General features: G+C 72.6%; 23 protein-coding genes and 1 pseudogene. 13 read left to right on the forward strand and 11 right to left on the reverse strand.

The genetic code is table 11. From position 1 onward, the window contains the following. Positions 1 to 16: 16 nt before the first annotated feature. On the reverse strand, positions 17 to 487 hold the full coding sequence (locus tag GFJ45_RS00910) for a VOC family protein (RefSeq protein WP_228386297.1): 471 nt from the start codon (positions 485 to 487) through the stop codon (positions 17 to 19). Positions 488 to 648: 161 nt separating this feature from the next. Here GFJ45_RS00910 and GFJ45_RS00915 point away from each other — a divergent pair, with 161 nt between their 5' ends. The 6 genes from GFJ45_RS00915 to GFJ45_RS00940 all read left to right on the forward strand — a co-directional run bounded on the left by GFJ45_RS00915 (position 649) and on the right by GFJ45_RS00940 (position 4625). Continuing rightward, the gene (locus GFJ45_RS00915; protein WP_153392962.1) at positions 649 to 1227 is read left to right on the forward strand and encodes a mycothiol transferase; all 579 of its coding nucleotides are present in this window, start codon (positions 649 to 651) and stop codon (positions 1225 to 1227) included. Positions 1228 to 1362: 135 nt separating this feature from the next. Continuing rightward, positions 1363 to 1653 carry a hypothetical protein gene (locus GFJ45_RS00920; RefSeq protein ID WP_153392965.1) on the forward strand — a complete coding sequence of 97 codons (291 nt, stop codon included), beginning with the start codon at positions 1363 to 1365 and terminating at the stop codon, positions 1651 to 1653. A 10-nt stretch (positions 1654 to 1663) separates the two neighbouring features. Continuing rightward, positions 1664 to 3118, forward strand: coding sequence for a sodium:solute symporter family protein (locus GFJ45_RS00925; protein WP_153392968.1), 1455 nt, complete (start codon positions 1664 to 1666; stop codon positions 3116 to 3118). Continuing rightward, positions 3108 to 3701 carry a hypothetical protein gene (locus GFJ45_RS00930; protein ID WP_153392971.1) on the forward strand — a complete coding sequence of 198 codons (594 nt, stop codon included), beginning with the start codon at positions 3108 to 3110 and terminating at the stop codon, positions 3699 to 3701. Before GFJ45_RS00925 ends, GFJ45_RS00930 begins: the two co-directional genes overlap by 11 nt. Beyond that, the gene (locus GFJ45_RS00935) at positions 3701 to 4342 is read left to right on the forward strand and encodes a VOC family protein (protein WP_153392975.1); all 642 of its coding nucleotides are present in this window, start codon (positions 3701 to 3703) and stop codon (positions 4340 to 4342) included. Before GFJ45_RS00930 ends, GFJ45_RS00935 begins: the two co-directional genes overlap by 1 nt. Further along, positions 4335 to 4625 (forward strand): hypothetical protein, encoded by a 291-nt coding sequence (locus tag GFJ45_RS00940; RefSeq protein ID WP_153392978.1) that lies wholly within the window; start codon positions 4335 to 4337, stop codon positions 4623 to 4625. The genes GFJ45_RS00935 and GFJ45_RS00940 overlap by 8 nt, the downstream gene beginning before the upstream one ends. Before the next feature lie 81 nt (positions 4626 to 4706). On the opposite strand, the gene GFJ45_RS00945 is transcribed toward GFJ45_RS00940, so the two are convergent. Then, positions 4707 to 5156, reverse strand: coding sequence for an AAA family ATPase (locus GFJ45_RS00945; protein ID WP_153392981.1), 450 nt, complete (start codon positions 5154 to 5156; stop codon positions 4707 to 4709). Between the two features lie 210 nt (positions 5157 to 5366). Between GFJ45_RS00945 and GFJ45_RS00950 the strand changes: the two genes are divergently transcribed. From GFJ45_RS00950 to GFJ45_RS00960, 3 genes are all read left to right on the forward strand, one after another. Further along, the gene (locus GFJ45_RS00950; RefSeq protein WP_153393060.1) at positions 5367 to 6116 is read left to right on the forward strand and encodes a CPBP family intramembrane glutamic endopeptidase; all 750 of its coding nucleotides are present in this window, start codon (positions 5367 to 5369) and stop codon (positions 6114 to 6116) included. 113 nt (positions 6117 to 6229) lie between these two features. Beyond that, on the forward strand, positions 6230 to 6796 hold the full coding sequence (locus GFJ45_RS00955) for a hypothetical protein (RefSeq protein WP_153392985.1): 567 nt from the start codon (positions 6230 to 6232) through the stop codon (positions 6794 to 6796). Between the two features lie 102 nt (positions 6797 to 6898). Beyond that, positions 6899 to 7507 (forward strand): TIGR03086 family metal-binding protein, encoded by a 609-nt coding sequence (locus GFJ45_RS00960; RefSeq protein ID WP_153392988.1) that lies wholly within the window; start codon positions 6899 to 6901, stop codon positions 7505 to 7507. On the opposite strand, the gene yczE is transcribed toward GFJ45_RS00960, so the two are convergent. Further along, positions 7492 to 8271, reverse strand: coding sequence for a membrane protein YczE (gene yczE / locus GFJ45_RS00965; RefSeq protein ID WP_228386299.1), 780 nt, complete (start codon positions 8269 to 8271; stop codon positions 7492 to 7494). The genes GFJ45_RS00960 and yczE overlap by 16 nt on opposite strands. Before the next feature lie 62 nt (positions 8272 to 8333). On the opposite strand from yczE, the gene yczR reads away from it, so the two are divergent. Beyond that, positions 8334 to 9800, forward strand: a complete 1467-nt coding sequence (gene yczR / locus GFJ45_RS00970; RefSeq protein WP_228386301.1) for a MocR-like transcription factor YczR — start codon at positions 8334 to 8336, stop codon at positions 9798 to 9800. Positions 9801 to 9856: 56 nt separating this feature from the next. On the opposite strand, the gene GFJ45_RS00975 is transcribed toward yczR, so the two are convergent. The 8 genes from GFJ45_RS00975 to GFJ45_RS01010 form a co-directional block, all read right to left on the reverse strand. Further along, entirely contained in the window at positions 9857 to 10858 is a 1002-nt protein-coding gene (locus tag GFJ45_RS00975) for a helix-turn-helix transcriptional regulator (RefSeq protein WP_153392991.1), read from the reverse strand. Positions 10859 to 10985: 127 nt separating this feature from the next. Next, positions 10986 to 14819, reverse strand: a complete 3834-nt coding sequence (locus GFJ45_RS00980) for a S8 family serine peptidase (RefSeq protein WP_153392994.1) — start codon at positions 14817 to 14819, stop codon at positions 10986 to 10988. A gap of 430 nt (positions 14820 to 15249) precedes the next feature. Then, complete coding sequence (locus tag GFJ45_RS00985) at positions 15250 to 15651, reverse strand: four-helix bundle copper-binding protein (RefSeq protein WP_153392997.1); 402 nt, start codon at positions 15649 to 15651, stop codon at positions 15250 to 15252. 158 nt (positions 15652 to 15809) lie between these two features. Then, positions 15810 to 16856, reverse strand: coding sequence for an alginate O-acetyltransferase AlgX-related protein (locus GFJ45_RS00990; protein ID WP_153392999.1), 1047 nt, complete (start codon positions 16854 to 16856; stop codon positions 15810 to 15812). 7 nt (positions 16857 to 16863) lie between these two features. After that, entirely contained in the window at positions 16864 to 17328 is a 465-nt protein-coding gene (locus GFJ45_RS00995; protein WP_153393002.1) for a hypothetical protein, read from the reverse strand. Between the two features lie 3 nt (positions 17329 to 17331). Continuing rightward, positions 17332 to 19209, reverse strand: coding sequence for a carbamoyltransferase family protein (locus tag GFJ45_RS01000; RefSeq protein WP_228386302.1), 1878 nt, complete (start codon positions 19207 to 19209; stop codon positions 17332 to 17334). An 84-nt stretch (positions 19210 to 19293) separates the two neighbouring features. Continuing rightward, the gene (locus GFJ45_RS01005) at positions 19294 to 20079 is read right to left on the reverse strand and encodes a ZIP family metal transporter (protein WP_153393005.1); all 786 of its coding nucleotides are present in this window, start codon (positions 20077 to 20079) and stop codon (positions 19294 to 19296) included. A 3-nt stretch (positions 20080 to 20082) separates the two neighbouring features. After that, entirely contained in the window at positions 20083 to 20964 is an 882-nt protein-coding gene (locus GFJ45_RS01010; protein WP_153393008.1) for a manganese catalase family protein, read from the reverse strand. Between the two features lie 245 nt (positions 20965 to 21209). Between GFJ45_RS01010 and GFJ45_RS01015 the strand changes: the two genes are divergently transcribed. The 3 genes and pseudogenes from GFJ45_RS01015 to GFJ45_RS01025 all read left to right on the forward strand — a co-directional run. Then, positions 21210 to 22046 carry an MBL fold metallo-hydrolase gene (locus GFJ45_RS01015; protein ID WP_228386304.1) on the forward strand — a complete coding sequence of 279 codons (837 nt, stop codon included), beginning with the start codon at positions 21210 to 21212 and terminating at the stop codon, positions 22044 to 22046. A 61-nt stretch (positions 22047 to 22107) separates the two neighbouring features. Then, positions 22108 to 22734: a hypothetical protein gene (locus GFJ45_RS01020; protein ID WP_153393014.1), complete on the forward strand. Its 627-nt coding sequence runs from the start codon at positions 22108 to 22110 to the stop codon at positions 22732 to 22734. 289 nt (positions 22735 to 23023) lie between these two features. Continuing rightward, positions 23024 to 24263 (forward strand): annotated as a pseudogene (locus tag GFJ45_RS01025) (lamin tail domain-containing protein); the annotation flags it as partial.

The following is a 24263-nucleotide window of genomic DNA, read 5'->3' on the forward strand; positions in this document are numbered from 1 at the left end:
GGTGATCGGGTGGCGTTCAGCCGGTAGCGGCCGGTGCCTGGGCGTCGGCCGGCTCCGGCTCGACCGCCGCCGGGTCCATGTGGAGGACCTCCCAGGTGTGGCCATCGGGGTCGTCGAAGGAACGGGAGTACATCGGGCCGTCCGCCATCGCGGGCCGCGGCTCGGTGGCCCCGGCGGCGACGGCGCCGTCGACGAGGGTGTCCACCGCCTCCCGGCTTGGCGCCGACAGGCACAGCAGCGCCGCCGAGGCCTGCCGTGGGTCGTGGACCGGCTTGTCGGTGAAGGTGGCGTAGAACTCCCGGCTGAGCAGCATCGCGAAGATGGTGTCGCTGATCTGCAGGCACTCGGCGGTGTTGTCCTCTCGGAACTCCTCGCTGAACGCGTAGCCGAGTCCCTCCCAGAACCGCCGCGCGGCCGCGACGTCCTGGACCGGGAGGTTGACGAAGATCATCTGCTGGTAGCCCGAGGGGGCGGTTGCGGTGCTCATGCCGGGACTGACTGGACCTCCGCGCCGATCTCATCGCTGGCCGGGACCAGGACGGTCCCGGACGGCCGCACCCAGGCGGACGGGTGGGCCGTGGACGGGGGCCACGCGGGTCAGCAGACTGGGGGCGGGCGCAGCATCCGGACCTCTCGAAGGAGCACGGCATGGGCCATGACACGCCACCCTGGGAGCCGCCGCTGGCGGGCACCGAGGCCGAGCACGTGACCGGCTCGCTGGAGCGGCTGCGTGCCACCTTCCGGTGGAAGGCCGACGGGCTAAACGTGGACCGGCTGCGGGCCCGGCCTGTCCCCTCAACGGACCTCAGCGTCGGCGGCCTCCTGAAGCACCTGGCCGTGTGTGAGGACGACATCTTCGCCTGGAAGCTGGCCGGGCAGGCCCCCGAGACCCGGATGGCGGGGCCGCAGCAGGACTTCGACCGCTGGCAGTTCGCCGTCGGCCGCGACGAGACCGCCCAGGACCTCTACGCGATGTGGGAGGCGGCCGTCGCCCGCTCCCGGGCACGGCTGCGCGCGGCGCTGGCAGCCGGCGGGCTGGACCAGCCGGGTCACCTGGAGTGGGACGGCGAGCGCCCGAGCCTGCGCCGGCTGGTGTTCGACCTGATCGAGGAGTACGCCCGCCACACCGGCCACCTGGACCTGCTGCGCGAGGCGATCGACGGCCGGGTCGGGGAGGACCCGCCCGCCGACTGGCCCGTGCTCCCCGCAGCGCAGCCGTCGGGCTGAGCCGCCACCGCGGGCGCCACTGGTTATCCCGGCGGCACGGCGGTGACCTGGTGCATCGGGTGCCTGTCGCCGCCCAGGCCCGTACCATCCGTGGTGATCACGCGACAGCTCGTCAGAGGAACAGGTGATCCACCGATGTCCGCCACCGGAGCAGGTCCCTCGTCGTTGCCCGGGAGGCAGCCACCGTCCCGCCGGCCGGGCCTGGTGCTCACCGGCGTCCTGGTGGCCTACTCCGCCGTCGTCTTCGCCTGGTGGCCGACTGGCCAGCACGTGATGGGCATCGCGCTCGCTGCCTGGCTGATGCTGGGCGGCGCGGTGCTCTGGACGGTGCTGGGCGTCGTCTACGTCGTGTGGACGGAGCGGGTGGAGCGCGCCGAGGCCCGTCGTCACGCCGCGCGTGCCGCTGACCGGCCCGGCTCGGAGTGAGGAGGGCGACGTGCGCATCACTGAGTCCGTGATCCTGCTGTGCTACCTGGCGCTGGTGACCGGGATCGGAGTGTGGTTCTACCGCCGGGCCCGCAGCTCGGAGAGCGACTACTTCACCGCCGGCAACAGCATCGGGACCCTGGTGGGGGCGTTCGCGATCTTCGCCGCTGTCGCCAGCTCCAGCTCGCTGATGGGGGCCGTCGGCTCCGGTGCCACGTTGGGGGCGCCGTTCTTCTTCGCCTACGCGATCGGGGCGGTGGCCATCCTGCCGTTCGCCATCTTCCTCATCGCGGGGCAGCTGCGCCGGGCCGGCGTCAAGACCGTGCCCGACTTCTTCGGCCAGCGGTTCGGCCGGGGCGCGCAGCTGCTCGCGGCGGTCGCGGTCGTGCTGGCGATGACCTTCTACATGGTCCCCCAGCTGACGGCGGCCGGCCTGATCGGCAGCTACGTGCTCGGCGTCGACTACGTCACCGCCGTCATCCTGCTGGGGCTCGGATTCACCCTCTACGCGGCGCTCGGCGGCATGTGGGCGATCACCTACACCGACCTGATCCAGGGCGCGATCATGCTGCTGGGGGTGCTGGTGACGGCTGCGGTCGTCCTCGGGCAGCACGGCGGGGTAGCGGCTCTCGTCAGCGACGCGCTGGCGGTGGACCCCGCCTTCGGTGAGGTGACCCAGCCGTGGATGTCCTACTTCGGGCTGTTCATCGCGTTCCTGTGGTTCGGTGTCGTCTCGCCCTCCGTGGTGATGCGGAACTTCGCCTCCCGGGACGCCCGCACCGCCCGGCGGTCCTCGATGTGGGGCACCGTGTTCTACCTGCTGCTGTTCCTGTCCGGCTTCGTCGTGATGGCCGCCGGCGTCAGCCTGGACGTGCTGGAGTCGCTGGAGCAGCCCGACCTGATGTTCGTCTCCGTGGTGGAGCACTACCTGCCCACGCTGCTGGCCGGCCTCATGCTGGCCGGCCTGCTGGCCGCCATCATGTCCTCGGCGGACGCCATGCTGCTGGCGATCTCGGCGGGTATCGCCCACGACGTCTACAAGGCACATCTGCGTCCGAACGCCTCGGAGCGGCAGGTGACCGGCCTGGGACTGATCGTCATGGTCGTCGCCAGCCTCATCGGCATCCTCATCGCCGTCGACCCGCCCGGCCTGATCGCCGTGATGGTCGGCTGGGTCGGCGGCTTCCTGCTGTCGGTCTTCGGCTTCCCGATCGTGCTGGGGCTCTGGTGGCCGCGGGCCACCAGCGCCGGCGCGCTGGCCGGGATGCTGGGCGGGTTCGTGACCTTCGGGGTCCTGGTGGCTGGGCAGTGGCTGCCCACGAACGCCGAGCCGATCGTGGCCGCTCCGGTATCACTGCTATTGGTGGTAGCCGGCAGCCTGCTCACGCCGGCGCCCCCGGCGCACGTCCAGGAGATGGTCCACGACTACCACCGCTACCGGGAGGACGCCCCGGTTGTCGGTTGAGGCACTCGGCGACGGGTCGCCGCTCGACGCCGACGGGGCGCTCCGGGCGGTGTGGAGCGGCCAGCCGCTGCTGCGCCGCGGCCTGGCCAGGTGGCGCCGACTGGGTAGCGTCCCCGTGCTGCGAGCGGAGCTGCGGGAGCAGGAGCTGCTCTGGTGCCCGCTGTGGCTGGCCCGGACGCTGGTGACCGCCGACCGGCCACCGTTCCCGCCGCGCCGGTCCGCGGTCGCGGTCTTCGTCGACGGGCTGTCCGGCTATGCCGGCCTGCTGGGTGGCGCTGCGCCGACGGCGGTGGTCGACCCCGTGGAGGGCCGCGTGCTGGCGCCGGTGCTGGACGAGGAGCAGGCGCGAGACCGCGTCACCGAGGTGCAGCGCCAGCAGATCGACCGCAGCTACCCGCTGCGCAAGCCGCTGCACCGGATCGAGAGCGTGCGGCTGGTCCACCTGCCGGTCCGGCGACTCCACCTGGCCGGGCCGCGGGCCGAGGCCGCCGGGGTGGCAGGCAGCTGGCACGTGAACGCGGTCAGCGGTGAGCTGGAGACCCACCTGGCCCGGGAGTGGTCCCGGGCCGGACAGGAGCCGTGATGACCTCCCCTTCCCCTCCCGCTCCGGGCCTGGACCACCTCGTCGTGGCGGCCGCCTCGCTCGCCGAGGGGACAGCGTGGGTGGAGGACCTGCTGGGGGTGCCGCTGGAGGCCGGCGGCGAGCATCCTCAGTTCGGCACCCACAACACGCTCCTCTCGCTCGGGCCGAGCTGCTACCTGGAGGTCATCTCGGTCGACCCGCAGGGCCGGCAACCGGAGCGGCCGCGCTGGTTCGCCCTCGACACCACGGACCTGCTGACCGGACCCAGGCTGCACCACTGGGTGGTGAGGCCGCGGGCCATGGCCGGACGCCGGCACGTCGAGAACTTTCGCCGTGGCGACCTGCGCTGGCAGCTGACCGTGCCTCCGGACGGGTCGCTGGAGCACGGCGGGCTGGTGCCCTCCTGCATCCACTGGGAGACGGCGCACCCGTGCTCGCGGCTCCCCGACCACAGGGTGCGGCTGGACGCGCTGCAGCTGCGGACGCCCGAGCCGGAGCACCTGCGCGAGGAGCTGCAGCGGATGGACGTCCCCGAGGCCGGTGCCGAGGTGGTCCCGGCGCAGCGGCGGCAGTTGCTGGCCCGGCTCACCGGGCCCGCTGGCACAGTGGAGCTGTCCGAAGGGGGAGCACGAGATGAGTGAGGACAGCGTCCGCGACGCGAGGGTGGGGACCCGGCGGCTGAACCGGCTGGCCCTTGCCTCGGTTGGCTGCACGGTGATCGCGCTCGCCGGTGTCGTCGGTCTGGGGGTGGTGGCCGTCGCGGTGTTCGCCGTCGGGGCCGGTCATGTCGCGCTGCAGCAGATCGCGGTCCGCGGTGAGCGCGGCGCCGCGCTCGCGTACGCCTCGCTCGTGGTCTGCTATCTGCTGGGCACCTGGGCGGTGCTGCACGCGATCTGGTGGACGATCCCGTTCGCGGGCCAGTGACAGCGGGCCGTGGCTGCCGCCTGGTTGGCGAGGGGCTGTGCTGGGACGGGGCCCGTACCTGCAGCGGCTGTCCCGCCCCGGTCAGGGCGCCTGCCGACACAGCCTCTCGATGACGTCGGCGAGCGCAGCGACCGGGAGCCGCCCGTCGAGCTCGAGGGTGGCGCCCTGACGCAGCAGCGGCTCGACGGTCGTCACGTACTCCGCGATCTCCGCTCGCTGCCCCGGGGTCGTGCCGTAGGGGTTGGTGGTGCGGCTGGTCACCCGCTCCAGCAGCACCTCAAGCGGCGCGCTCAGCAGCACGACGTCGTCGAAGCGGTCGTAGAACCGGCCCTGGTTCTCCACGGTGCCCGAGACGACGACGTCGGGGTGTGCGGCCAGCAGCCGGTCCATGCGTGCCTCGTCCCAGGTGGCGTCCGGCAGCGTCCAGCCGTCGTCGTCGGTGTCGACTGTCAGGTGTCCCCGCCGCTCGAGCTCCGCCAGGACCGTCGACTTCCCGGCTCCCGACATGCCGGTCACCAGCACCCGCGCCATGGCGGAACCGTAGCGGCAGCCACGACGGCCGCGAGCCCGCGTCATCCACCACCTGGCTCCGACCGCGGTGCTGAGGGAGGAGCACCACTCGTCTGCGTTGTCGTAGACCACTGCGACTCCCGCGCCGCCCCCCGCGTTCGTGGAGCGACGCGACCGTGCCTCTACGCTTCCCCCGTGGCCATCCACGCCGACTCCGGCACCCCCGGCGCCATGTCCGCGCGCCGCCGGATGTTGCTCACCGAGACCATGCTCGTGCTCGGCGTCAGCCTGGGTGCCTCGGCGGTCTGGGCGGTGCTGTCCATCATCCGCAAGGCGACCGCGCCCGAGCCGCTCTCCACCCAGACCACGGCGATGAACACCTCCGCCGCTCCGGACCGGCCGTGGCTGGACCTGGCCTACCAGCTGGCTGAGGTCGGCCTGGCGCTGGTGCCCGTGCTGCTGGCGCTGCACCTGCTGGCACGCGACGGCGACCACCCCCGGCGGATGGGACTGGACCTCACCCGTCCCGGCCGCGACCTGCTGGGCGGCACCACGCTGGCAGCGGTCATCGGGATCCCGGGCCTGGGCCTCTACCTGCTGGCCCGTGCGCTGGACCTGAACACCACGGTCGCGGCCGCCAACCTCCCGGCGGTGTGGTGGGGCGTGCCGGTGCTCGTGCTGGCCGCCGTGCAGAACGCCGTGCTCGAGGAGGTGGTCATGGTGGGTTACCTGTTCCGCCGCTGGGCGCAGGCCGGCTGGTCCGCCGCCACGATCATCGTCACCTCGGCGCTGATCCGCGGGACCTACCACCTCTACCAGGGCTTCGGCGGGTTCCTCGGCAACGTCGCGATGGGGTTGCTGCTCGGCTGGGTCTACACCCGCACGCGGCGGGTGATGCCGCTGATCGTTGCGCATGCACTGCTCGACATCGTCGCGTTCGTGGGCTACGCCCTCCTCGCCCCGCAGGTCGACTGGTTGTAGCCGCGGGGCCCAGGCGGGCAGCATGGGCCACGGCTCTGGTGCGGGTCACCTCGGCGGGGCACACTGTGTGCAGCAGCGCGGCGGACGCGCTGCCCGTACGAAGGGGACGGCCGATGCGACGCACCATCGCGGCCTGGGCCGCCGTGGGGACGCTGGCAGCGGCGACGGCCGTCGGTGCGGTCGTCCTCCCAGCCGGCGCCGATGACGAGGTGACCCCAGCCGAGCCGCCGGCGGTGACCGCCCCGGCAGACGAGCCGGACGGGGAGCTCGGTGGGGACAAGGCGCACCCTGACCACACCCACGGCCGGGGCCTCGGGCCGGGTCACGCGCATGGCAACGGTCACGGCCCGGGCCACGCGCACGGCGCGCCGGGTGGCGACGGGGACGAGGGCAGCGAGCGCGGCGGACCGCCCGGGCACGTGCGGAGCGTGGGCGGCCCGGTCTGGGTGACGGCCGCCGAGGCGCTGGGGCTGGAGCCAGGGGAGCTGCGGCGGCGGCTGCGCGCCGGCGAGACCCTCGGGGAGATCGCCGACGAGCGCGGCGTCGACCGGGACGAGCTGGTGGCGTCGCTGCTCGAGGTTCACGAGCAGCGCCTGCGGGAGCTGCTGGACCAGCAGATCCCCGTTCCTGGCGGGCCACCGTTCCGACTCAAGGACGGGCTCCCCGGCGACGACGGGTAGCGGCCCGGCTCACTGCGGGTGCTGCGCGCCGCGGTCGAGGAGGCGCAGCGGTCCTGAGCCGGTGACCGATGAGGCCGCGGTAGCGGCGGGGTCAATCGGGACATGGATACCTCTCCCGCCGCCGCCCCCGTCGACCTTGCCCCGGTGGCCACGCACGTGGCTGACCTGGTGCGCGGGATCGGGGACGAGCAGCTGTCCGACCCGACCCCGTGCACGGGGTACACCGTCGCCGCCCTGCTGGACCACCTGGACGGGCTGGCGCTGGCGTTCACGCTCGCCGCGCGGAAGGAGCCGGTGCCCGACCCCGGCCCCGAGGGGCCGATCGGCCACGCCGAGCGGCTCACGGCCGACTGGCGCACCCGGATCCCGGAGCGGCTGGCCGACCTGGCGCGGGCGTGGACCGACCCGGCCGCCTGGGAGGGGACGACCCGGGTGGGAGGCGTCGACATGGACGGCCAGATGGCCGCGATGACCACCGCCGACGAGGTGGTCGTCCACGGCTGGGACCTGGCGCGGGCGACCGGGCAGGAGTACCGGCCCGACCCCGAAGCCGTCACTGCCGCGCTGAGCTTCGTGGAGCTGTTCAGCGGGCCCGGGACCGAGGGCGAGCGCGGCGACGCGTTCGGCCCGGAGCGACCGGTGCCCGAGGGCGCCACCGCCCTGGAGCGGCTCGTCGCGCTGACCGGACGCGACCCTCACTGGCAGGGCTGAGCCACTCGGGCGTCCGTCGCGTCCGCGGCGCCCTCAGGCGTTGTGGACGCGTCGCTCGGTGTCGCGGCTGCGCGCTCCGGCACGTCCAGGCGCACCGTGAGGTAGGGCAGCATCCCCTGGGTCAACGGGCCGATCGCCAGCGCGTAGAGCACGGTGCCCAGGCCGATCACCCCACCGAGCAGCCAACCGATGGCCACCACGGTGACCTCCATGCCGGTGCGAACGAAGCGCAGCGAGAGCCCGGTCGTGCGGGAGAGCCCGGTCATGAGCCCGTCCCGCGGGCCGGGGCCGAGCTGGGCGCCGATGTACATCGCCGAGGCCACCCCGTTGACGCCGACCGCGCCAACGAGCAGCGCTGCCCGCGACGCCAGGTGCTCGGGCTCGGGCACCACCGCCAACGTCAGGTCGGCGGCCACCCCGATGAGGACGGCGTTGGCGATCGTGCCCAGTCCGGGCCGCTGCCGCAGCGGGATCCACAGCAGCAGCACCAGCAGCGACACCAGGATCACCACCGTGCCGAAGCTCAGCGGCAGGTGCTTGGTGATGCCCACGTGCAGCACGTCCCAGGGGATCTGCCCGAGCGTGGCGCGCAGCACCAGCGCCATCGAGGCGCCGTAGATCATCAGGCCCACCACCAGCTGGATCAGTCGGCGCGGCAGCCGGCCGGCGCGCAGCTGGGCCACCGGGCCGAGGTTGGCCAGCTCGGTGCGCCCGCGACGGGTGCGCGGGTGGGAGCCGGCGGGCTGCGATCGGCGTGCGCTCATGGTCTCCACTGTCTCCCACAATTGGCCCTTGCGCAAAGAGCCAATTGTGGGAAAGTGGCCTCATGCAGCGCACGATGTCGGCGGCGAAGGTGGCCGGGCTGGTCGGCGGGGGCCCGTGGGAGCCTCCGGCCTACGCCGCGCTCGCTGCCCGGCTGCGGCGATCCACCACCGAGGGCAGGCTCCCGGCGGGCACGCGGCTGCCCAGCGAGCGCGACCTGACCGGTGCGGTCGGGCTGAGCCGCACCACGGTGACCCGGGCGTACGGGTTGCTGCGGGAGCAGGGGTACCTGGAGACGCGGCGCGGGTCCGGCAGCGTGGTGCGGCTGCCGCACGTCCCGGGTGGCCGGGTGGACCACCTGCTGGCCCCGGGCGGGAGCGCGGAGGACGCCATCGACCTCAGCTGCACCGCCTCGCCCGCGCCCGGCGGGGTGATGCAGGCCTACGAGCAGGCGCTGACCGAGCTGGGCGGCTACCTGCCCGGCAGCGGCTACTACCCGAGCGGGCTGCCGCTGCTGCGGGAGGCGCTGGCCGAGCGGTACACCCGCCGTGGCCTGCCGACCGACCCCGACCAGGTCATCGTCACCTCCGGGGCGCTGGCGGGCACGGCCGTCGCCGTGCAGGCGCTGCTGTCGCCGGGGGACCGGGTGGTCGTGGAGAGCCCCACCTACCCCAACGCGATCGCCACGCTCACCGGCGCCCGCGCCCGGACGGTGCCGCACCCGGTGGACCACCGGGCGCCGGGGCAGGAGTGGGACCCCGAAGGGCTGGCGCTGCTGCTGCGGCAGGTGGGCGCGCGGGCGGCCTACCTGGTGCCGGACTTCCACAACCCGACCGGTGCGCTCATGGACGCCGCGCAGCGGGAGCAGGTAGCCGCCGCGCTCACCCGGGCCCGCACGGTCGCGCTGGTGGACGAGTCGCCGGTGGACCTGCCGCTGGACCTGGCGCCGGGGCAGATGCCGGCGCCGTTCGGGGCGTTCGCGCCGGACACGGTCACGGTGGGCAGTGCCAGCAAGTCGTTCTGGTGCGGGCTGCGGATCGGGTGGATGCGGCTGCCGCGGGAGCGGGTGGAGCAGATGGCGACGGTGCGGCTGCGCCTCGACCTCGGCGCGCCGGTGCTCGAGCAGCTCGTGGTGGCGGGGCTGCTGGGCGACAGCGAACGGGAGGCGCAGCTGCACCGGGAGCAGGTGGACCGGCTCAGCCGCGGCCGCCAGCTGCTGCAGGACGGCCTGGCGCAGCGGCTACCGGACTGGCAGGTGAACGACCCGCCCGGTGGGCTGTCGCTGTGGTGCGAGCTGCCGGAGCCGCGGTCGACCGCGTTGACCGTGGCCGCCCGCCGGCACGGGGTGCTGCTGGCCTCAGGGCCGACGTTCGCGCCGGCCGGCGGCATGGACTCCTGGATCCGGCTGCCCTACGCCCTGGGCCCGGAGAGCCTCGTCGACGTGCCCGAGCGGCTCGAGGCCGCGTGGGCGGAGGCGCTCACCGATGAGGTGACCGGTGCCGGCGCCGAGCGGCGGCCGGTGATCGCGTAGCCCGCCTGCGTGTCGTCGGGACGCCGTGACGCCGAGGGAGCACGGGGCGGCAACCGCTACCCCACGATGAGCCCGCGCTCGCGGGCGATCGCGCCGAGCTGGAACCGGCTGCTGGCGTCGAACCGGTCCATCAGCGCCCGGACGTGCCGCTGCACGGTCCGCTGGCTGGCATCGAGCTGCCGGGCGATGCCGTAGTCGGTCAGCCCGGCGTACATGAGCGCGAGGATCTCCCGCTCATCCCGGGTTACCGCGGGGGAGCCCGCACCGTCACTGGGCGTCGCGGCGGGCAGGGGCGCCCCCATCCCCCACAACGTGGAGAACAGCGCGAGCAGCGTGTCGAGCAGCTCGCTGGCCCGCACGGCCAGCGCGCCCGCCTGGCGCCCGCCGTCGACGACGAGCGGCAGGAGCGCGACCGACCGGTCGACCACGCAGAGCTTGGCGGGGAGCCGGGGGACCACCCTGGCCTGCTCGCCGGCGTCGACGTATCGGCGGACACCGGCCATGCCGCCGGGCCGGTCCAGCACCTCGCTGTCGTAGATGCTGCGCACCACCACGCCGCGGGCCAGCAGCTCGAGCTCGGCCTCGTTGTCGCCGTTGTCGACGACGAACGGCGGCTTGACGAGGAAGAGCAGCTCGCTGGATGCCTCGGACTGCAGCTGCTGGAAGCGCTGGCCGATGGCCACCTCGCCGGTCACCACCTCGACGAGCTGGGCGGCCAGCTGGGCGCGTGCGGCCTGGTAGTCGCTGGTGAGCGTGGCGAGGACGTCCCGGGCCAGCCGCAGCTGCTCCTCCTGCCCGGCGATCACCGGGCCCAGGGCGGTGTCCGGAGGTGCTGCCGCATACCGGTCGCGGGTCCCCGCCGTCCGCACCACCAGCCCCTTGCTCTCGAGCCATCGCAGCACGGCACGGGTCTCGCGGATCGGCACACCGAGGTCGCGCGCGACCTCGGTGCCGGAGCAGGACGCCGAGGCCATCAGGCGGCGGTAGACCGCCTCCTCGACCGCGCCCATGCCGATCGTGTCCAGAAAGTTCTGCATCGACTCCAGGTCGAGCGTCACCGCGCGCCTCCCCGATCCCCTTGGCGATCCGGTGAGCGTAGGGGAGGGGTTACGGGGTGTCCACCCCCATGGGTGGGACACGACGGCGCCCCGCGGGAGGTCCCGCGGGGCGCCGTCGTTCCTGGTGTCAGCCGTTGCCGTTGCCGTTGCCCTGACCGCCGCCGCCACCGCCGCCGCGCACGTTGCGCAGCCTGGTGTCGTCGGTCAGCTCACCGGAGTAGGAACCGGTGTCGGCCTCGATGATCACCTTGTAGACACCGCTGTCGAGCTCCTGCTCGAACACCACCGGCCGGTCGTCCCAGCCGATCGAGCCGGCGCGGATGTCGGTGCTCCCGGAGCGCAGCCGCATCAGCAGCTGACCCTCCTCGGAGGTCATCGCGCGGACCTGCGCGGTGACATCCTCCAGGTCGAGCACCTCCGGCAGGTCGAGGAAGGGCCGCACCTCACCGGAGAGCACCACCTCGACCTCGTGGCCGTACCCGTCAGCCAGGCCCCAGTCGACGGTCACCTCCGTGCCGTCGTAGGAGGCGCTGGCGACGTCGAGCAGCAGCTCGCCGCCGTAGGGCTTGGCCTGCGCGGCCGAGGTGTTCCAGCCGTCGTCGATGACCGGCTCGGCCACCCACCACCAGTCCTGCTCCAGCTTGCTGACCTGGTGCACGTGCACGTAGTCGTAGTCGCCGAGGGAGGCCACCAGCGTGCCCGGGTCGTACCGGAAGGAGTGGTCGGCGGTCAGGTCCGGCCGCACGTAGCTGCCGGCCTCGTGACCGTCGTCCACGGACTCCTGGGCGAGGTCCATCACGGCCACCGCGTCCTCGCCGACGTCCGACCCGACCGTGGGCTGGATCACCCGCGCCGTGTCGTCGCTGACCTGGATGCCGTCGGTCAGCAGGTAGTTGTGACCGTCGGCGGCGTCGTCATGCCGCACCACCAGGGCGTAGGAGGCGCTCGGCGCCGTCGTCTCGAAGGTGAGCTGGCCCTCCTCGTCCGTCGTGCCCATCTCCAGCAGCGCGCCGGAGTCGTCGACCAGCTCGACGGTCGCGCCCGCGAGCGGGCCGCCCTCGAGCTCGTGCACCGTCAGGTCGTAGAGCGGGGCCCGGACCCGGAAGCTGTCCGACTCGGTGCCCACGCGCACGCCGTAGGTGCCCAGCTGGTCGCGGCTCACCGTCCAGCTGACGGTGGCGGTCTCGCCTGACTCCAGGTCGACCGTCTCCTCGCCCTCCACGGCACCGTCGACGGTGAGCGTGGCGGTGTAGCTGCCGGCCGACAGGCCGACGTTCTTCACCTGGGCACTGACCCCGACGTCCTCACCGGCCTTGACCAGGTCCGGGTCGACCTGCAGGTCGTAGACCGTGAAGGTCGGCTGGCCCGGCTCCGGCGGAGGGGTGACCCAGCCCATGGCGTTGAGGAACACCATGGTCGCCTGCTCGGTCCAGTCCGAGGGGTCACGGGTCGCTGAGACGCCGTGGGTGGACAGTAGGGCGTACCGGTTGTTGGCCCGCTCCTGCACCGCGATCCCGTTGCCGTGAATCTCGGTCGCGTCGTCGCGGCCCATCGTGGCCAGCACCTCCCGGCCGTCGCCGCTGTAGTCACCGAACCAGGCGATCCACTTGGCCTGGTCGCTGTCGTCCAGCGGGATCCGGTCACCCACCTGGTAGCCCGCCAGGATCGGGTGCTCGACGGTCACCTCGTAGAAGGAGGTGGCTGCGCCGCCACCGCCGCTGGAGCCGCCGGTCGACTCCGGCTGCCCGGTGAACATCTCCAGCTTGGGGATGCCGTTGCCGGTGCCGAAGGCGTGGTCGGTGAACACGACGCCGGTCCCGTTGGCGTCGGTGGCCGCGGTGAACGCGTCCCACTCCGCCTGGGTGGTGTCCGACGTGGTGCCGTACGCGGTGATGATCGTGCTGTAGTCGGTCACCTGGTCGATCTGGTTCCAGGTGAACGTGTCGACCTCGTAGCCGTACGGCGCCAGGTGGTCGGCGTAGTGATCCGCGTAGCGGCCGATCGCCGCCACCGTCTGCGGGGCCGGGTCCAGCTCGAAGTCCAGCGTCACCGTCTCGCCAGCCACGACGGTGACCTGCGCCGGCGCCGGGTTGGAGAACCCGGCCCGGTCCACCGCGACGGTGTAGCTGCCCTCGGGCACCTCCGAGATCGTGTAGCTGCCGTCCTCGGCCGTCGTGTCGGCGAAGGTCACCGGGACGTCCAGCACCTCGACCGTCGCTCCGGGCACGCCGTCCCCGGACTCGACGAAGGTCACCGACCCGGCGATGTCACCGCGGGGCGCGGGCGCCAGCTCCAGGGCGACCTCGGTGAAGGTCTCCTCGGTGACCTCGACATCCTCGACCGTGCCGGCCTCGTACCCGAAGGCCTCGGCCTGCAGGTCGTAGCTGCCGGGCTCGAGCCGGACGGTGAACGTGCCGTCATCGCCCGTGACGACCTCGCGGTCGGAGCCGGCAACAGAGACGGTCGCCCCGGTCACCGGGTCGCCGTCCTCGGCGTCCGTGACGGTGCCGGTCACGCCGCTGTCGATCGCGACGATGGCGGTCGCCTCGTAGGCGTTGATGCGGCCGTGGCCGTAGCGGGTGTCGGGCCGGTCGGGGGAGTAGCGGTCGTCCCAGACCGAGGTGTCCTCCAGCGTCTGCTGGATCTGGTCCGGCGTCAGCTCCGGCGCGGCGCTCAGCATGAGCGCCGCGGTGCCCGCCACGTGCGGGGTCGCCATGGAGGTGCCGGACAGGTAGCGGTAGCCACCGCCGGGCTCGGCCGACCACACGTCGGTGCCGGGCGCGGAGATGTCTGGCTTGATGTAGCTGTCCGGCCAGTGGGCCGGCGGGTCCGGCCACTGGCTCGTGCTCACCACGCCACCGCAGGACGAGCCGTTGACGTCCTCGTCGACGGTCGTGTTGCCGACGGCCAGCGACTCGTAGACGTTGCCGGGGCTGGCGGTGCCCAGGGAGCCGCAGTTGTTGCCGATGGCGAACGCCGGCACGATGCCGGCGGCCCGCATGTTGATGGTCGGCTGGATCATCTCCTGGTGGAAGCCGTTGCCGCCCAGTGACATGTTGACCACGTCGGCGGGCGCGCCGGCCGGGTTGCCGTCGCTGTCGACCGGGTCGACCGCCCACTGCATGCCGGCCGCCACCTGGGCGAACGAGCCGCCACCGCCCGGGATGACCAGACCGTGCATCATGTCGGCGGTGGGGGCCACGCCGATGGCCTGCCCCGAGGTGGCGCCGCCGTGGATGGTGCCGGAGACGTGGGTGCCGTGGTAGGCGCTGTCGTGCGGCTCGGACTCGACGCGGTTGCCGGCGGAGTCGAACTCCATCCAGCCGCCCGGGTAGGTCGGGTCGGAGGCGTCGACGGTGACCATCTTGTCCGCGAGGTCCGGGTGGTTGATGTCCACCCCGGTGTCCAGGGTCGCGACCCGGATGCCGGTGCCAGTCACGCCGAGCTCGTCCCAGATTCGTGGGGCCGCGATCCGCTCCAGGCCCCACGTGTAGGGGCCCTCGTCGGCGGTCGTCAGGTCCGGCTCCTCGGGCTCGATGAGGGTGACGTCGAAGTTCGGGACCACGCGGTCCGCGGCCGGCAGCGCCGCGACCGCCTCCAAGGTCGCCTCGTCGCCGGCGAACTCCACGAGCACGGCGTTGGTGATCCAGAACCGGTTGAGGACCTCGACGTCCCCGAGCTGGGCGGCCCGTTCGATCTGCTCGTCGAGCTCGCTCTGGCTCTCCGCGGCGGCCGACTTCATCTCCGCGACGACCGCGTCGCGGTCACCCTCCACCGACATCACGTCGGGGGTCCGGTCCAGGACGATCAGTGCCTGGACCGGACTGCCGTCGGCGGCGGCGACCGTCGAGCGCAGCTCTTCGGCGACCTCCGCGGGCCCCCTGTCCGCTGCGGCAGGCGTGTCGGCCGCTCCCGCGGCCGCTCCGAAGGTGGACGCGACCAGTGCGAACGTCGCGGACACGGCGGCGCCAGCCGCCGTGCGACGGCGCCCGGGTGGTGCACTGCGAGACGCCGTTGGGTCTGGTCCTGAACGGAACGGTGGGACTTGCATGCTCGCTCCCCTGCGGTGGTTCCGGCCACGTGGTGCTCCGGGGACGGGCCGGCTGCGACCCCGGTGACCAGGAACGTAGGAGCCTGGGAGGACGCTGGGAACCGGCCTGTCGTCATTGCGCCAGTGGCGTCTTCCCACGTTGGTGAGCAGCAGGTCTGGCGTTGGCCCGGTGCTTACTCAGCGGTGCGCCGCCAGGGGTAGCCGGTCCGGGGGCTGGGAGATCTCGGCGCAGGCCATGGTCGGGCCGTAGCCTCCCTGGGTGTCCCCGTCACCGCGTTCTCCGGCTGGACAGACGAAACCCGCCCGCCAGGAGCGACGGGCGGGTCCCTCAGGTGAACGGTCAGCTGATGGTGGCGAGCAGCTCCTGGCAGGCCTGCTCACATGCTCGGCAGGCCTCCGCGCAGACCCGGCAGTGCTCGTGGTGGCCGGCGTGCTCGTCACACTGGTCACCGCAGGACTTGCACGCCTGAGCACAGGCCTGCAGCTGGGCGCGGGTGAGGTTGGCGTCGTAGCCGGTGTGCCGCGACAGCACCCGGCCGGTGACGTCGCAGATGTCGGCGCAGTCCAGGTTGGACCGGATGCACTTGCGCAGGTCGGCGACCATGTCCTCGCTCAGGCATGCGTCGGCGCACGCGGTACAGGCCTGTGAACAGGCCGCCAGCGCGTCCACGACCTTGGCCAGGAGCTCCCGGTCGAGGTTGATCTCCGCGGGGTAGGTCTCCATCATCTCGGCAGTCTTCATGTGTCCTCCGTGCATGTTGGCGTATCCACGCCCCCGCATCGGCTGACGCGGGGCACCTGCTCGACGTTACGAGGGGACGCCTGACCTTGCATCCGCACGAGGACGGCAACGATGCGCCCCGGGCGCGGCACCGGCGGACGACGGTGCTGGGAACTGGGCTAGGGCGCGGCCGCGTGCGCCGGGCGGTCCCCTCGTTCCCGTGTGGGGGCACGCAGGGAGCGGGCGACCGCGTGGCCGACCGCGCGGTGCCCGCGTGGGTTCCAGTGCATGTCGTGCCTCCAGTAGTGGCGGCGCGTCAGGTGGCGCCGCAGGGCGAGGAACCCCGCATTCCTGGACCGAGCCGACTGCGCGAGGAACCGCTCAGCGCTGTCGAGGTCGACTGCCTCCGGGCGAGAGCCCAGGGCCGCCAGCTGCTGAGCGTCCAGCACCTGGGCCGTCGGTGGGATGGCGACCACCACTAGCCGGGCGCCCGCGGAGGCGCAGACGGTGGACGCCTCAGAGATCAGGTAGTCGGCCGCGGAGAAGGCCCGGTCCTGCAGGACCGATGGGGTGCAGACCTCGGCGAACAGCCGGTCGTTGTCCCGAGGGGGTGAGGAGAAGGCCCACGGCTCGGCGCAGACGTGCTCGGTGGTGACGTGGGGCTGGCCGTCCCTGCCGGTCCGCACGAACGGCACCCGGGTTGCGCCCAGGTTGGGGTGGAGGTTGTCGGTGAGGTCGTTGCCGCAGTAGATGAACCACAGGGCGGTCTTGCCGCGCAGCTGGTCGGCGGTCTCCTGCATCATCAGCAGGCCGTGCACCATGCTGTGGGCCGGTGAGGCGACCGACTTGACGGTGAGGTCGCCGCAGTGCTCGGTGAAGCAGTCGTCGTCGTCGACTCCGTAGCCGAAGGCGAAGGAGTCACCGAAGGCGACGACGGCGGCGTCCGCCAGCGACCGTGCGTGGCGCCGGCCATGAGGATCGGTCCGCACCCGGAAGACCTCCTCCGCCTGGCCGTAGGTGTCCAGGTTCCGGCGCGGGCGGATACCCAGCAGGGGGGAGTACTCGACCAGTGGCCGGGGGAACGGCTGTGGCGCCACCCAGGGTCGCTGCGCGAGCCAGCGGGTGGCCGCGGAGACGTACCACAGCGGCATCCCCGCGGTGACCACCGGAGCCAGCATCCCCGCGCCGGCGATCGCCTCCAGGTGACGACGTCGAGGGAGTCCCATCGCCGGCCTAGTAGAGGGTGTAGGTGTCGTGGGGGAGGGCGTCGGTGACCGGCTCGCGGTCGTCCTGCAGCCAGCCGAGGACGGCCAGGCACGTGCTGAGCCACCGGGGCAAGGCCGCCGGTTGCTGCTGCGGCCGCTGCCACGTCGAGCGTCCCGGCTCTGGCGGCCGCACCTGGGCGGCACCGGTCACCGGCACGGCCGTGACGTGGGTGACCCAGCCCGCGTAGCTGGTCAGTGCCTGGGAGCCGCGCCTTGCCAGCCAGGCCCACCCCCGGTAGGCGGGGAGCATGGTCGTGGGGCACGCGATGCCGAGCCCGAGGGTGCTGACCGTCAGGGCGGTGGCTGCCGCCCGAGCCCGTCCGGGCAGGTGCGGGCGGGCAACGACGGTCGCGGTGGCGGCCGGCAGTGCCATGGCGAGCGCCCACCCGCGCAGCAGACCACGGGTGGGCGGGCCGTCCGGCAGCGTGATCATGTCTCAGTCCGCTCCTGTGGGGGGTCGATGGCCGACGGTGACTCGGAGAGCGTCTGGCTGCTGGTCCTTCAGCAGCAGGCAGTCCTGCAGGACCAGGGCGTCCATGTCGGTGGTGAGGAAGCAGCCCAGCGCGTCGTGCGGGCTGTGCACGATCGGCTCGCCGCGCACGTTGAAGCTGGTGTTGAGCACGGCCGGGCAGCCGGTGCGGCCATGGAACCGGCTCAGCAGCCGGTGGAACCGGCCGTGCCGCTCGGGGTCGACGGTGTGCAGCCGCGCGGAGTAGTCGACGTGGGTCACCGCGGGCAGGGTGGACCGGACGACGGAGACGCGGGTGACGAGGTCGGGCGAGTGCGACCGGTCCACCGCCTCGTCGTCCAGCGCCACCCGCTGGCTCTCCCGGACCCTGCTCGTCGTGGTCATGTAGGGCAGGTCGGCACCTGGAGGCACCTCGAACGGGTCGTGGGCGTACTCGCGCAGGACCGAGGGCGCGAAGGGCCGGAACGACTCCCGGAACTTGATCTTGGTGTTCACGGTCCGCTGCATCTCGGCCCGTCGCGGGTCGGCGATGATGCTGCGGGCGCCCAACGCCCGGGGGCCGAACTCCATGCGGCCCTGGAACCACCCGATGACCAGGCCCTGCTCCAGCCAGTCGCACACCCGCTCGATGAGCTCCTCCTCATCGCGTGCGGTGTGGTACCGGGCGCCCTGGCCGTCGAGGTAGAGCTGGACGTCGTCCGGCGTGAACGAGGGCCCGAGGAGGGACCCTTGCTGGCCGTCAGCTGGCTCCGGGGTGCGAGGGCGCCCGAGCTCTCGGTGCCAGAAGGCCAACGCCGCCCCCAGCGCGCCGCCGGCGTCGCCGGCGGCGGGCTGCACCCAGACCCGGTCGAACAGAGCTGCGTCCGCGAGCCGACCGTTCGCGACACAGTTGAGGGCCACACCCCCGGCCATGGCCAGGTTCCGCTCGCCCGTCACCTCCCGGGCGTACCGCGCGGAGGTCACGACCACGGTCTCGCAGACGCGCTGGATGGATGCCGCCACGTCCAGGTGCCGTTGCAGGATCGGCCCTTCCGGATCACGGCCGGGCCCGCCCAGGAGGTGATCGAGCGACTCCGACCGGATCGGTCCGCCGCGCGCGTACGGGAAGTAGTCGAGGTTTAAGGTCAGCGAGCCGTCGTCGTGAATCGCCACGACGTCCCGGCTGATCGTCTCGGTATAGCGGGGCGTGCCGTAGGGCGCCAGGCCCATCAGCTTGTACTCGCCCGAGTTGACCCGGAACCCGCAGTAGGCCGTGAAGGCGGAGTACAGCATGCCGAGGGAGTGCGGGAAACGCACCTCCTGTCGCACGTCCAGCTGGGATCCGGAGCCGTGGGCGAGGGAACTGGTGGCCCATTCCCCCACGGCGTCGTGGACCAGCACGGCGGCGCTGCGGAACGGTGAGGGGTAGAAGGCGCTGGCGGCATGGGACAGGTGGTGCCCGGTGAAGTGGACCGCACCAGCGAAGCCCGGGCCGAGCTGGCGGCGGATCCGACCCTCCATGTCGCGTCGCGTCGCCCACAGCGGAAGGGCGTGCTGGGCGAGGGGTCGAGCCTCGCGGCCGGCGCGCAGCGTGTGCAGGATCCGGTCGAGCTTCAGTCGGGGCTGCTCGTAGTAGACCACGTGCGGGACGTCGGCCAGGGTGGCTCCGGCCTCGCGGAGACAGGCAGCAACGGCCGCCGACGGGAACCGGGGGTCGTTCTTCCTCCGGCTGAACCGCTCCTCGTGAGATGCGGCCAGGACTGTGCCGTTGCGGACGATGGCGGCCGCCGAGTCGTGGTAGTAGGCAGAGACACCCAGGACCAGGGTATCCTCCCGAGCACTGCCTTCCACCACGCGCGGCTGCAACCCGATCCTCCTCGATCGACCAGCCTCGACGATGGCAGATGCCGTGGGCTGCCGTCACGCGGGGCACGCGGGGACGGCGGGCAGTCAGCCCAGCTGCAGGCTGATCCAGATGAGGCCGGCGCCCACACCGAACCCGACGGGGGTGTCCGACCACCGGGTCTGGTACCGACGAGCGGTGGGGAGCAGCTGCCGCACGCTGATGAGCACCATCATGCCCGCGACGAGTGCCAGCGCCAGGACGACCAGCTCGGCGGGCAGGACGGCCCGCAGCGCGAGGTAGCCCAGCAGCGCGCCGACCGGCTCGGCGGCTCCGGAGATGCCGGCCCAGGCCAGCGCCCTGGTCCGGCTCCCGGTGGCCGCATAGACCGGCGCTGCCACCGCCGCGCCCTCGGGCAGGTTGTGGATGGCGATGGCCAGCACGAGAGTCGCCCCCAGTGCTGGGTCGTGCAACATCGCCAGGAACGCGGCCATGCCCTCGGGCAGGTTGTGGGCCGTGACGATGAGCGCCAGCAGCACGCCGCTACGCAACAGGGCGGGAGACCCAACGGCCGGGCCGGTGTCACCGGCCGGGCCGGGAGGCCCCGGCCCGTCCGCGGCCGGCAGCAGGCGGTCGGCGAGGAGCACCAGGAGCGCGCCCACCACGAACGCGGCCAGGACCCACAGCCGAGGGCTCGCCACGCCGTGTGAGATCAGTGACTCGTGCGCCAGCGGGAGGATCTCGACGAACGAGAGCACGACCATGATGCCGGCGGCGAAGGCAAGGGCGATGGCCAGCGGCCCACGCCGACGCATCCGCGGGTGCAGGGCACAGGCACCACCCAGGACGGTCGCTGCTCCTCCCACCACCGCCGCGAGGAACGCGGCACCCACGACTCACTCCTTGTGGAGCTTGTCCTGCGCCAGGCCGGCTGCCTTCTCCACCGCGTTGGGCAGCTCGGTGGTGCCGTACAGCCGGGCGTCCGGGTGGGTGACCTCGGGCATCGGCGCGCTCGTGGTCGGGCCGTCGTGGTAGCTGAGCTCACCGTTCCCGTCGACCGAGGGGCCATGGGCCCAGGAGCCCTCCTGAGCCTGCTGGCCGTCGGAGAAGTTCTGGTACTGGTAGGACACGTCGGTGTGCTCCTTGCCCTGCGGGAAGTTGCTCGGGACGGGCAGCTGCTCCAACCCGTCCTCCTTGAGCTCCTCGATGGCCCGCAGCCACTGGTTCTGGTGCATGGTGTCCCGGGCCAGCAGGAACGCGAGCAGGTCGCGCACCCCCGGGTCGTCGGTCATGTGGTAGAGCCGGGCGACCTGGATGCGGCCCTGCATCTCGGCGTTGGCGTTGGCGGTGAAGTCGGCCATGAGGTTGCCGCTGGCCGTCACGTAGGCACCGGTCCAGGGGTTCCCCTGGGAGTCCACAGGGCGTGCCCCCGCGCCGGCGACGATCGCGTGCTGCACGTCCGTCCCGCCGACCACGGCGGCGACCGTCGGGTCGTCCTGCACCGCCTCGTCGCTGATGCCCAGCGGCGCGTCCTCCAGCAGCTGGGCGATCATGGTCGCCAGCATCTCCACGTGGCCGAACTCCTCGGCCCCGATGCCGAAGACCAGGTCGCGGTACTTGCCCGGAATGTGCATGTTCCAAGCCTGGAACGAGTACTGCATGGCCACGGTGATCTCCCCGTACTGGCCGCCGAGCACCTCCTGCAGCTTGCGCGCGTAGACGGCGTCCGGCTTCTCGGGGGTGGCCTTGAACTGCAGTTCCTGACGGTGGAAGAACATGGGATCTCCTCGGATGCTGTCGCCCGAGGCCATGGGTCAGCTCGGGCCTGGAAAAGGGAGAGAGGCGCGCTGCTGGACCCCCGTGAACCGGCCGACCATCGATGTGGTATAGGCCGTTCAGTCAACGTAGCAACGGAGGAGCGACCCGCAACCGGAACGGTGGGCCAGAGCCCGCGGGGTGGCCGCCGCCGACGGCAGCGCCGGCTCCAGATGCGGGACCAGCGGGCGGTCCCTACCGTGGGACGGTGCCACGCACCCTGACGGTGAGCCCCGGGCCGGGACCGAGCCCGCAGCACGCTGGGTCGCTGTACTTCATCGGCAACGCCTCCGTGCTGATCCGCTACGCCGGCTTCACCGTCCTAACCGACCCGACCTTCGTGCACCGGCACGAGAAGGTGCCGCTGGGCTACGGCCTCTCCACGACCAGGCTGACCGACCCGGCGATGGAGGTCGCGGACCTGCCGCCGCTCGACCTGGTGCTGCTGTCGCACTTCCACGGTGACCACTTCGACCAGGTCGCCGAGCGCGAGCTCGACAACCAGCTGCCCGTCGTCACCACCCCGCAGTCGGCGGCCGTGCTCGGCAAACGCGGGTTCACCAACAGCTGGCCGCTGCGGACGTGGGAGTCGCTGGAGGTGGTCAAGGGGCAGAGCCGGCTGCGGATCAGCGCGTGCCCGGGACGCCACGGTCCTGGAGTGACCGACCTGGTGCTGCCCGACGTGATGGGCAGCGTGCTGGAGTTCCTCCCTGACGGGAACGAGGTCACCCAGCGGATCTACATCAGTGGCGACACCCTGGTCTACGACGACCTGCACCAGATCCCGCGCCGCTACCCCGACCTCGACGTCGGTCTGCTGCACCTGGGCGGCACCCGTGTCCTGAAGCTGCTGGTCACCATGGACGCGAAGCAAGGCGTGGAAGCCATGCGGATCATCGGCCCGCGCACCGTGCTGCCCGTCCACTACGACGACTACGACGTGTTCACCTCCGGGCTGCAGGAGTTCCTGGACGCGGCTCGCTCGCAGGGTCTCGCCGACCGGGTGCATGCCTGGAGCCGAGGCGACAGCTATGCCCTCGGCTGACCGACCCGCCCGGCCTCGTCGGCCGAACGCGGCCCAGGGCCTCGTCTCGGCCGGCGCGAGCGTGGCCGGTCGGGTTCTGGCCGCGGTCAGCACCAGCCCGCGGGTGCTGCCGCGCACCAAGCCGCTGCACCCTCGGGGCTCGCTCCACGAGGCCCGGCTGGAGGTGGCCGGTCTCCCGGCGCCGACGGGTGCCCCACTGCTGGACGGGGGCCCGGTAGCCCGGGACTGCCTGGTGCGAGTGTCCCGAGCGGTGGGGTTGCCCGAGCCATGGCCGGACATCACCGGCGCCGCGGTCCGAGTGTCGGGCGCGGACGGTGGTGACCTGCTGTTCGCCTCCACGGGCACCGGTCGGTGGACCCGCTTCCTGCTGCTACCCCGGTCTTCCCGGTGGAGCGGGACGCTGACCACGTTGCTGCCGTTCCGCACTCGGCTCGGGCTGACCTGGCTCGCGCTGCGTCCGACGGGCCGCAACGAGTACCAGCTGCTGTGCGCCACCCAGGGGGGTGCGTGGGCGGTGACCGGGGTGCTGCGGATCGGTCGCCGCATCGGCACCGGTGACGAGCTGCGGTTCGGGCCGGTCCAGGAGGCGCCGGCCGGGCTGGTAGTCCCCCGCCCGCTCGCGCTGCTCAGGCAGCCTGCCTACGAGCGCGCCAGGGATCGCGGCAGGCCCGGGACGCAGCCACGGTAACGACGCGGTGCCTCGCCGCCCCGCCCCGCCTCCCGGTCGGTCGGTCGGTCGGGTAGGGAGTGCCTTTGCCTCCCGGTCGGTCGGTCGGTCGGTCGGGTAGGGAGTGCATCGTCGCGCGCAATCTGAGCCATCCGCGCAGCCCGCCGGTGACGACGGCACCCGCGGCCGCGATGGCGTCCCGGTTCACCTGACCGTCCACTGCTCAGCACCGTGTCGTCACGTGGACGACAGCCACGCGTTGCCGCGCGCACGTTGGGTAGGGACTCCTGGCCGACGACGGAGGAGACCCATGACCAGGCCACTGCGCCAGCTGACCGCCCTGCTCACCACGGCCACCCTGGCCGCCGCGACGCTGGGGACGCTCCCTGCGGTCGCGCAGCAGGAGACAGCGGTCGCGGCGCCCCCGCTGCTGGTCACCGAGATCGCGCCGAACAGCGTCTCCTACGACGACTTCGAGTTCATCGAGGTCACGAACACCACGGACGCCGACATCGACCTCGCCGCGGCCGGGGTGCAGGTGGCCTACACCTACGCCGACGACGCCGCGACTGACCGCGACGTGCCGCTGGAGGTGCCCGAGCAGTCGGTGGTGCCCGCGGGCGAGTCGCTGGTGCTGTGGCTGTCCTACACCTCGAGCACCGTGGACAGCTTCGCCAGGACCGAGCAGGAGTTCCGCGCCCACTGGGGCTCGGTGGGGGAGCCGGCGGCGGACTACCCGCTGGTGCGCGTCACCGGCCAGCCCGGCATGGCCAACGGCGGCAACCGAGGCATCCGCGTCACGGTCCCTGCCGGCATCGCCGACGGGCAGCCCGACCCGGTGGTGACCTGGTCCTTCTACGGCTCCGGTGCGGTCGGGGTGGACCAGACCGCCCACTTCAAGCGGGCCGACAGCGCCTCCGGGACCGCGCTGCTCGAGGGCCCGGCCACGGCCACCCCGGGCGTGGTCCCCGAGGCGGCGCTCGCCGAGCCGGAGCCGGCCCCTGAGCCCGAGCCCGAGCCCGCCCCGGCGCCGGAGCCCGACCCCGAGCTGGTGACCGCGCCGCTGCAGGTGACCGAGGTCACGCCTGACACCAGCAACGTCGGCGGGGCCGACGGCTATGAGTTCATCGAGCTCTACAACGCCACCAGCGAGCCGATCGACTACGGCCACCACCAGCTGGACTACCTCTACCCGGGCGCCGACCTGGTCAACACCAACGTGGTGCAGTGGCCGACCGTGCCCGAGCGGGTCAGCATCCCGCCGGCGGGCACCCTGGTGATCTGGGTCAAGAACGGCCGCAACGACGACCTCACCGACACCGACTTCAACGCCCACTACGGCAGCGACCTGACCATGGGCCAGGACCTGGTGGAGACCTTCATCGGCGGCATGGCCAACGGCTCGGCCCGCGGCCTGCAGACAGTCACCAACACCGGTCACGGCATCAACACCGCGTACTACAACCTGGACGGTGCCGACGACACCAGCCCCGACGTGGGGATCCAGTACGCCCACGACCCGGAGAACACCGAGCGGCAGCAGCTGGTCG

The sequence above is a fragment of the Ornithinicoccus halotolerans genome, assembly GCF_009602535.1.
In the GTDB taxonomy this organism is placed as follows: domain Bacteria; phylum Actinomycetota; class Actinomycetes; order Actinomycetales; family Dermatophilaceae; genus Ornithinicoccus; species Ornithinicoccus halotolerans.

Bases quoted from the DNA above. Each gene is read 5' to 3' on its own strand.
- GFJ45_RS00945 (WP_153392981.1), bottom strand. From the start codon at position 5,156: ATGGCGCGGGTGCTGGTGACCGGCATGTCGGGAGCCGGGAAGTCGACG.
- GFJ45_RS00910 (WP_228386297.1), bottom strand. From the start codon at position 487: ATGAGCACCGCAACCGCCCCCTCGGGCTACCAGCAGATGATCTTCGTC.
- GFJ45_RS00985 (WP_153392997.1), bottom strand. From the start codon at position 15,651: ATGAAGACTGCCGAGATGATGGAGACCTACCCCGCGGAGATCAACCTC.
- GFJ45_RS00995 (WP_153393002.1), bottom strand. From the start codon at position 17,328: ATGATCACGCTGCCGGACGGCCCGCCCACCCGTGGTCTGCTGCGCGGG.
- yczE (WP_228386299.1), bottom strand. From the start codon at position 8,271: ATGAGCGCACGCCGATCGCAGCCCGCCGGCTCCCACCCGCGCACCCGT.
- GFJ45_RS00940 (WP_153392978.1), top strand. From the start codon at position 4,335: ATGAGTGAGGACAGCGTCCGCGACGCGAGGGTGGGGACCCGGCGGCTG.
- GFJ45_RS00920 (WP_153392965.1), top strand. From the start codon at position 1,363: ATGTCCGCCACCGGAGCAGGTCCCTCGTCGTTGCCCGGGAGGCAGCCA.
- yczR (WP_228386301.1), top strand. From the start codon at position 8,334: ATGCAGCGCACGATGTCGGCGGCGAAGGTGGCCGGGCTGGTCGGCGGG.
- GFJ45_RS00950 (WP_153393060.1), top strand. From the start codon at position 5,367: ATGTCCGCGCGCCGCCGGATGTTGCTCACCGAGACCATGCTCGTGCTC.
- GFJ45_RS00935 (WP_153392975.1), top strand. From the start codon at position 3,701: ATGACCTCCCCTTCCCCTCCCGCTCCGGGCCTGGACCACCTCGTCGTG.
- GFJ45_RS00915 (WP_153392962.1), top strand. From the start codon at position 649: ATGGGCCATGACACGCCACCCTGGGAGCCGCCGCTGGCGGGCACCGAG.
- GFJ45_RS00990 (WP_153392999.1), bottom strand. From the start codon at position 16,856: ATGGGACTCCCTCGACGTCGTCACCTGGAGGCGATCGCCGGCGCGGGG.
- GFJ45_RS00960 (WP_153392988.1), top strand. From the start codon at position 6,899: ATGGATACCTCTCCCGCCGCCGCCCCCGTCGACCTTGCCCCGGTGGCC.
- GFJ45_RS01010 (WP_153393008.1), bottom strand. From the start codon at position 20,964: ATGTTCTTCCACCGTCAGGAACTGCAGTTCAAGGCCACCCCCGAGAAG.
- GFJ45_RS00955 (WP_153392985.1), top strand. From the start codon at position 6,230: ATGCGACGCACCATCGCGGCCTGGGCCGCCGTGGGGACGCTGGCAGCG.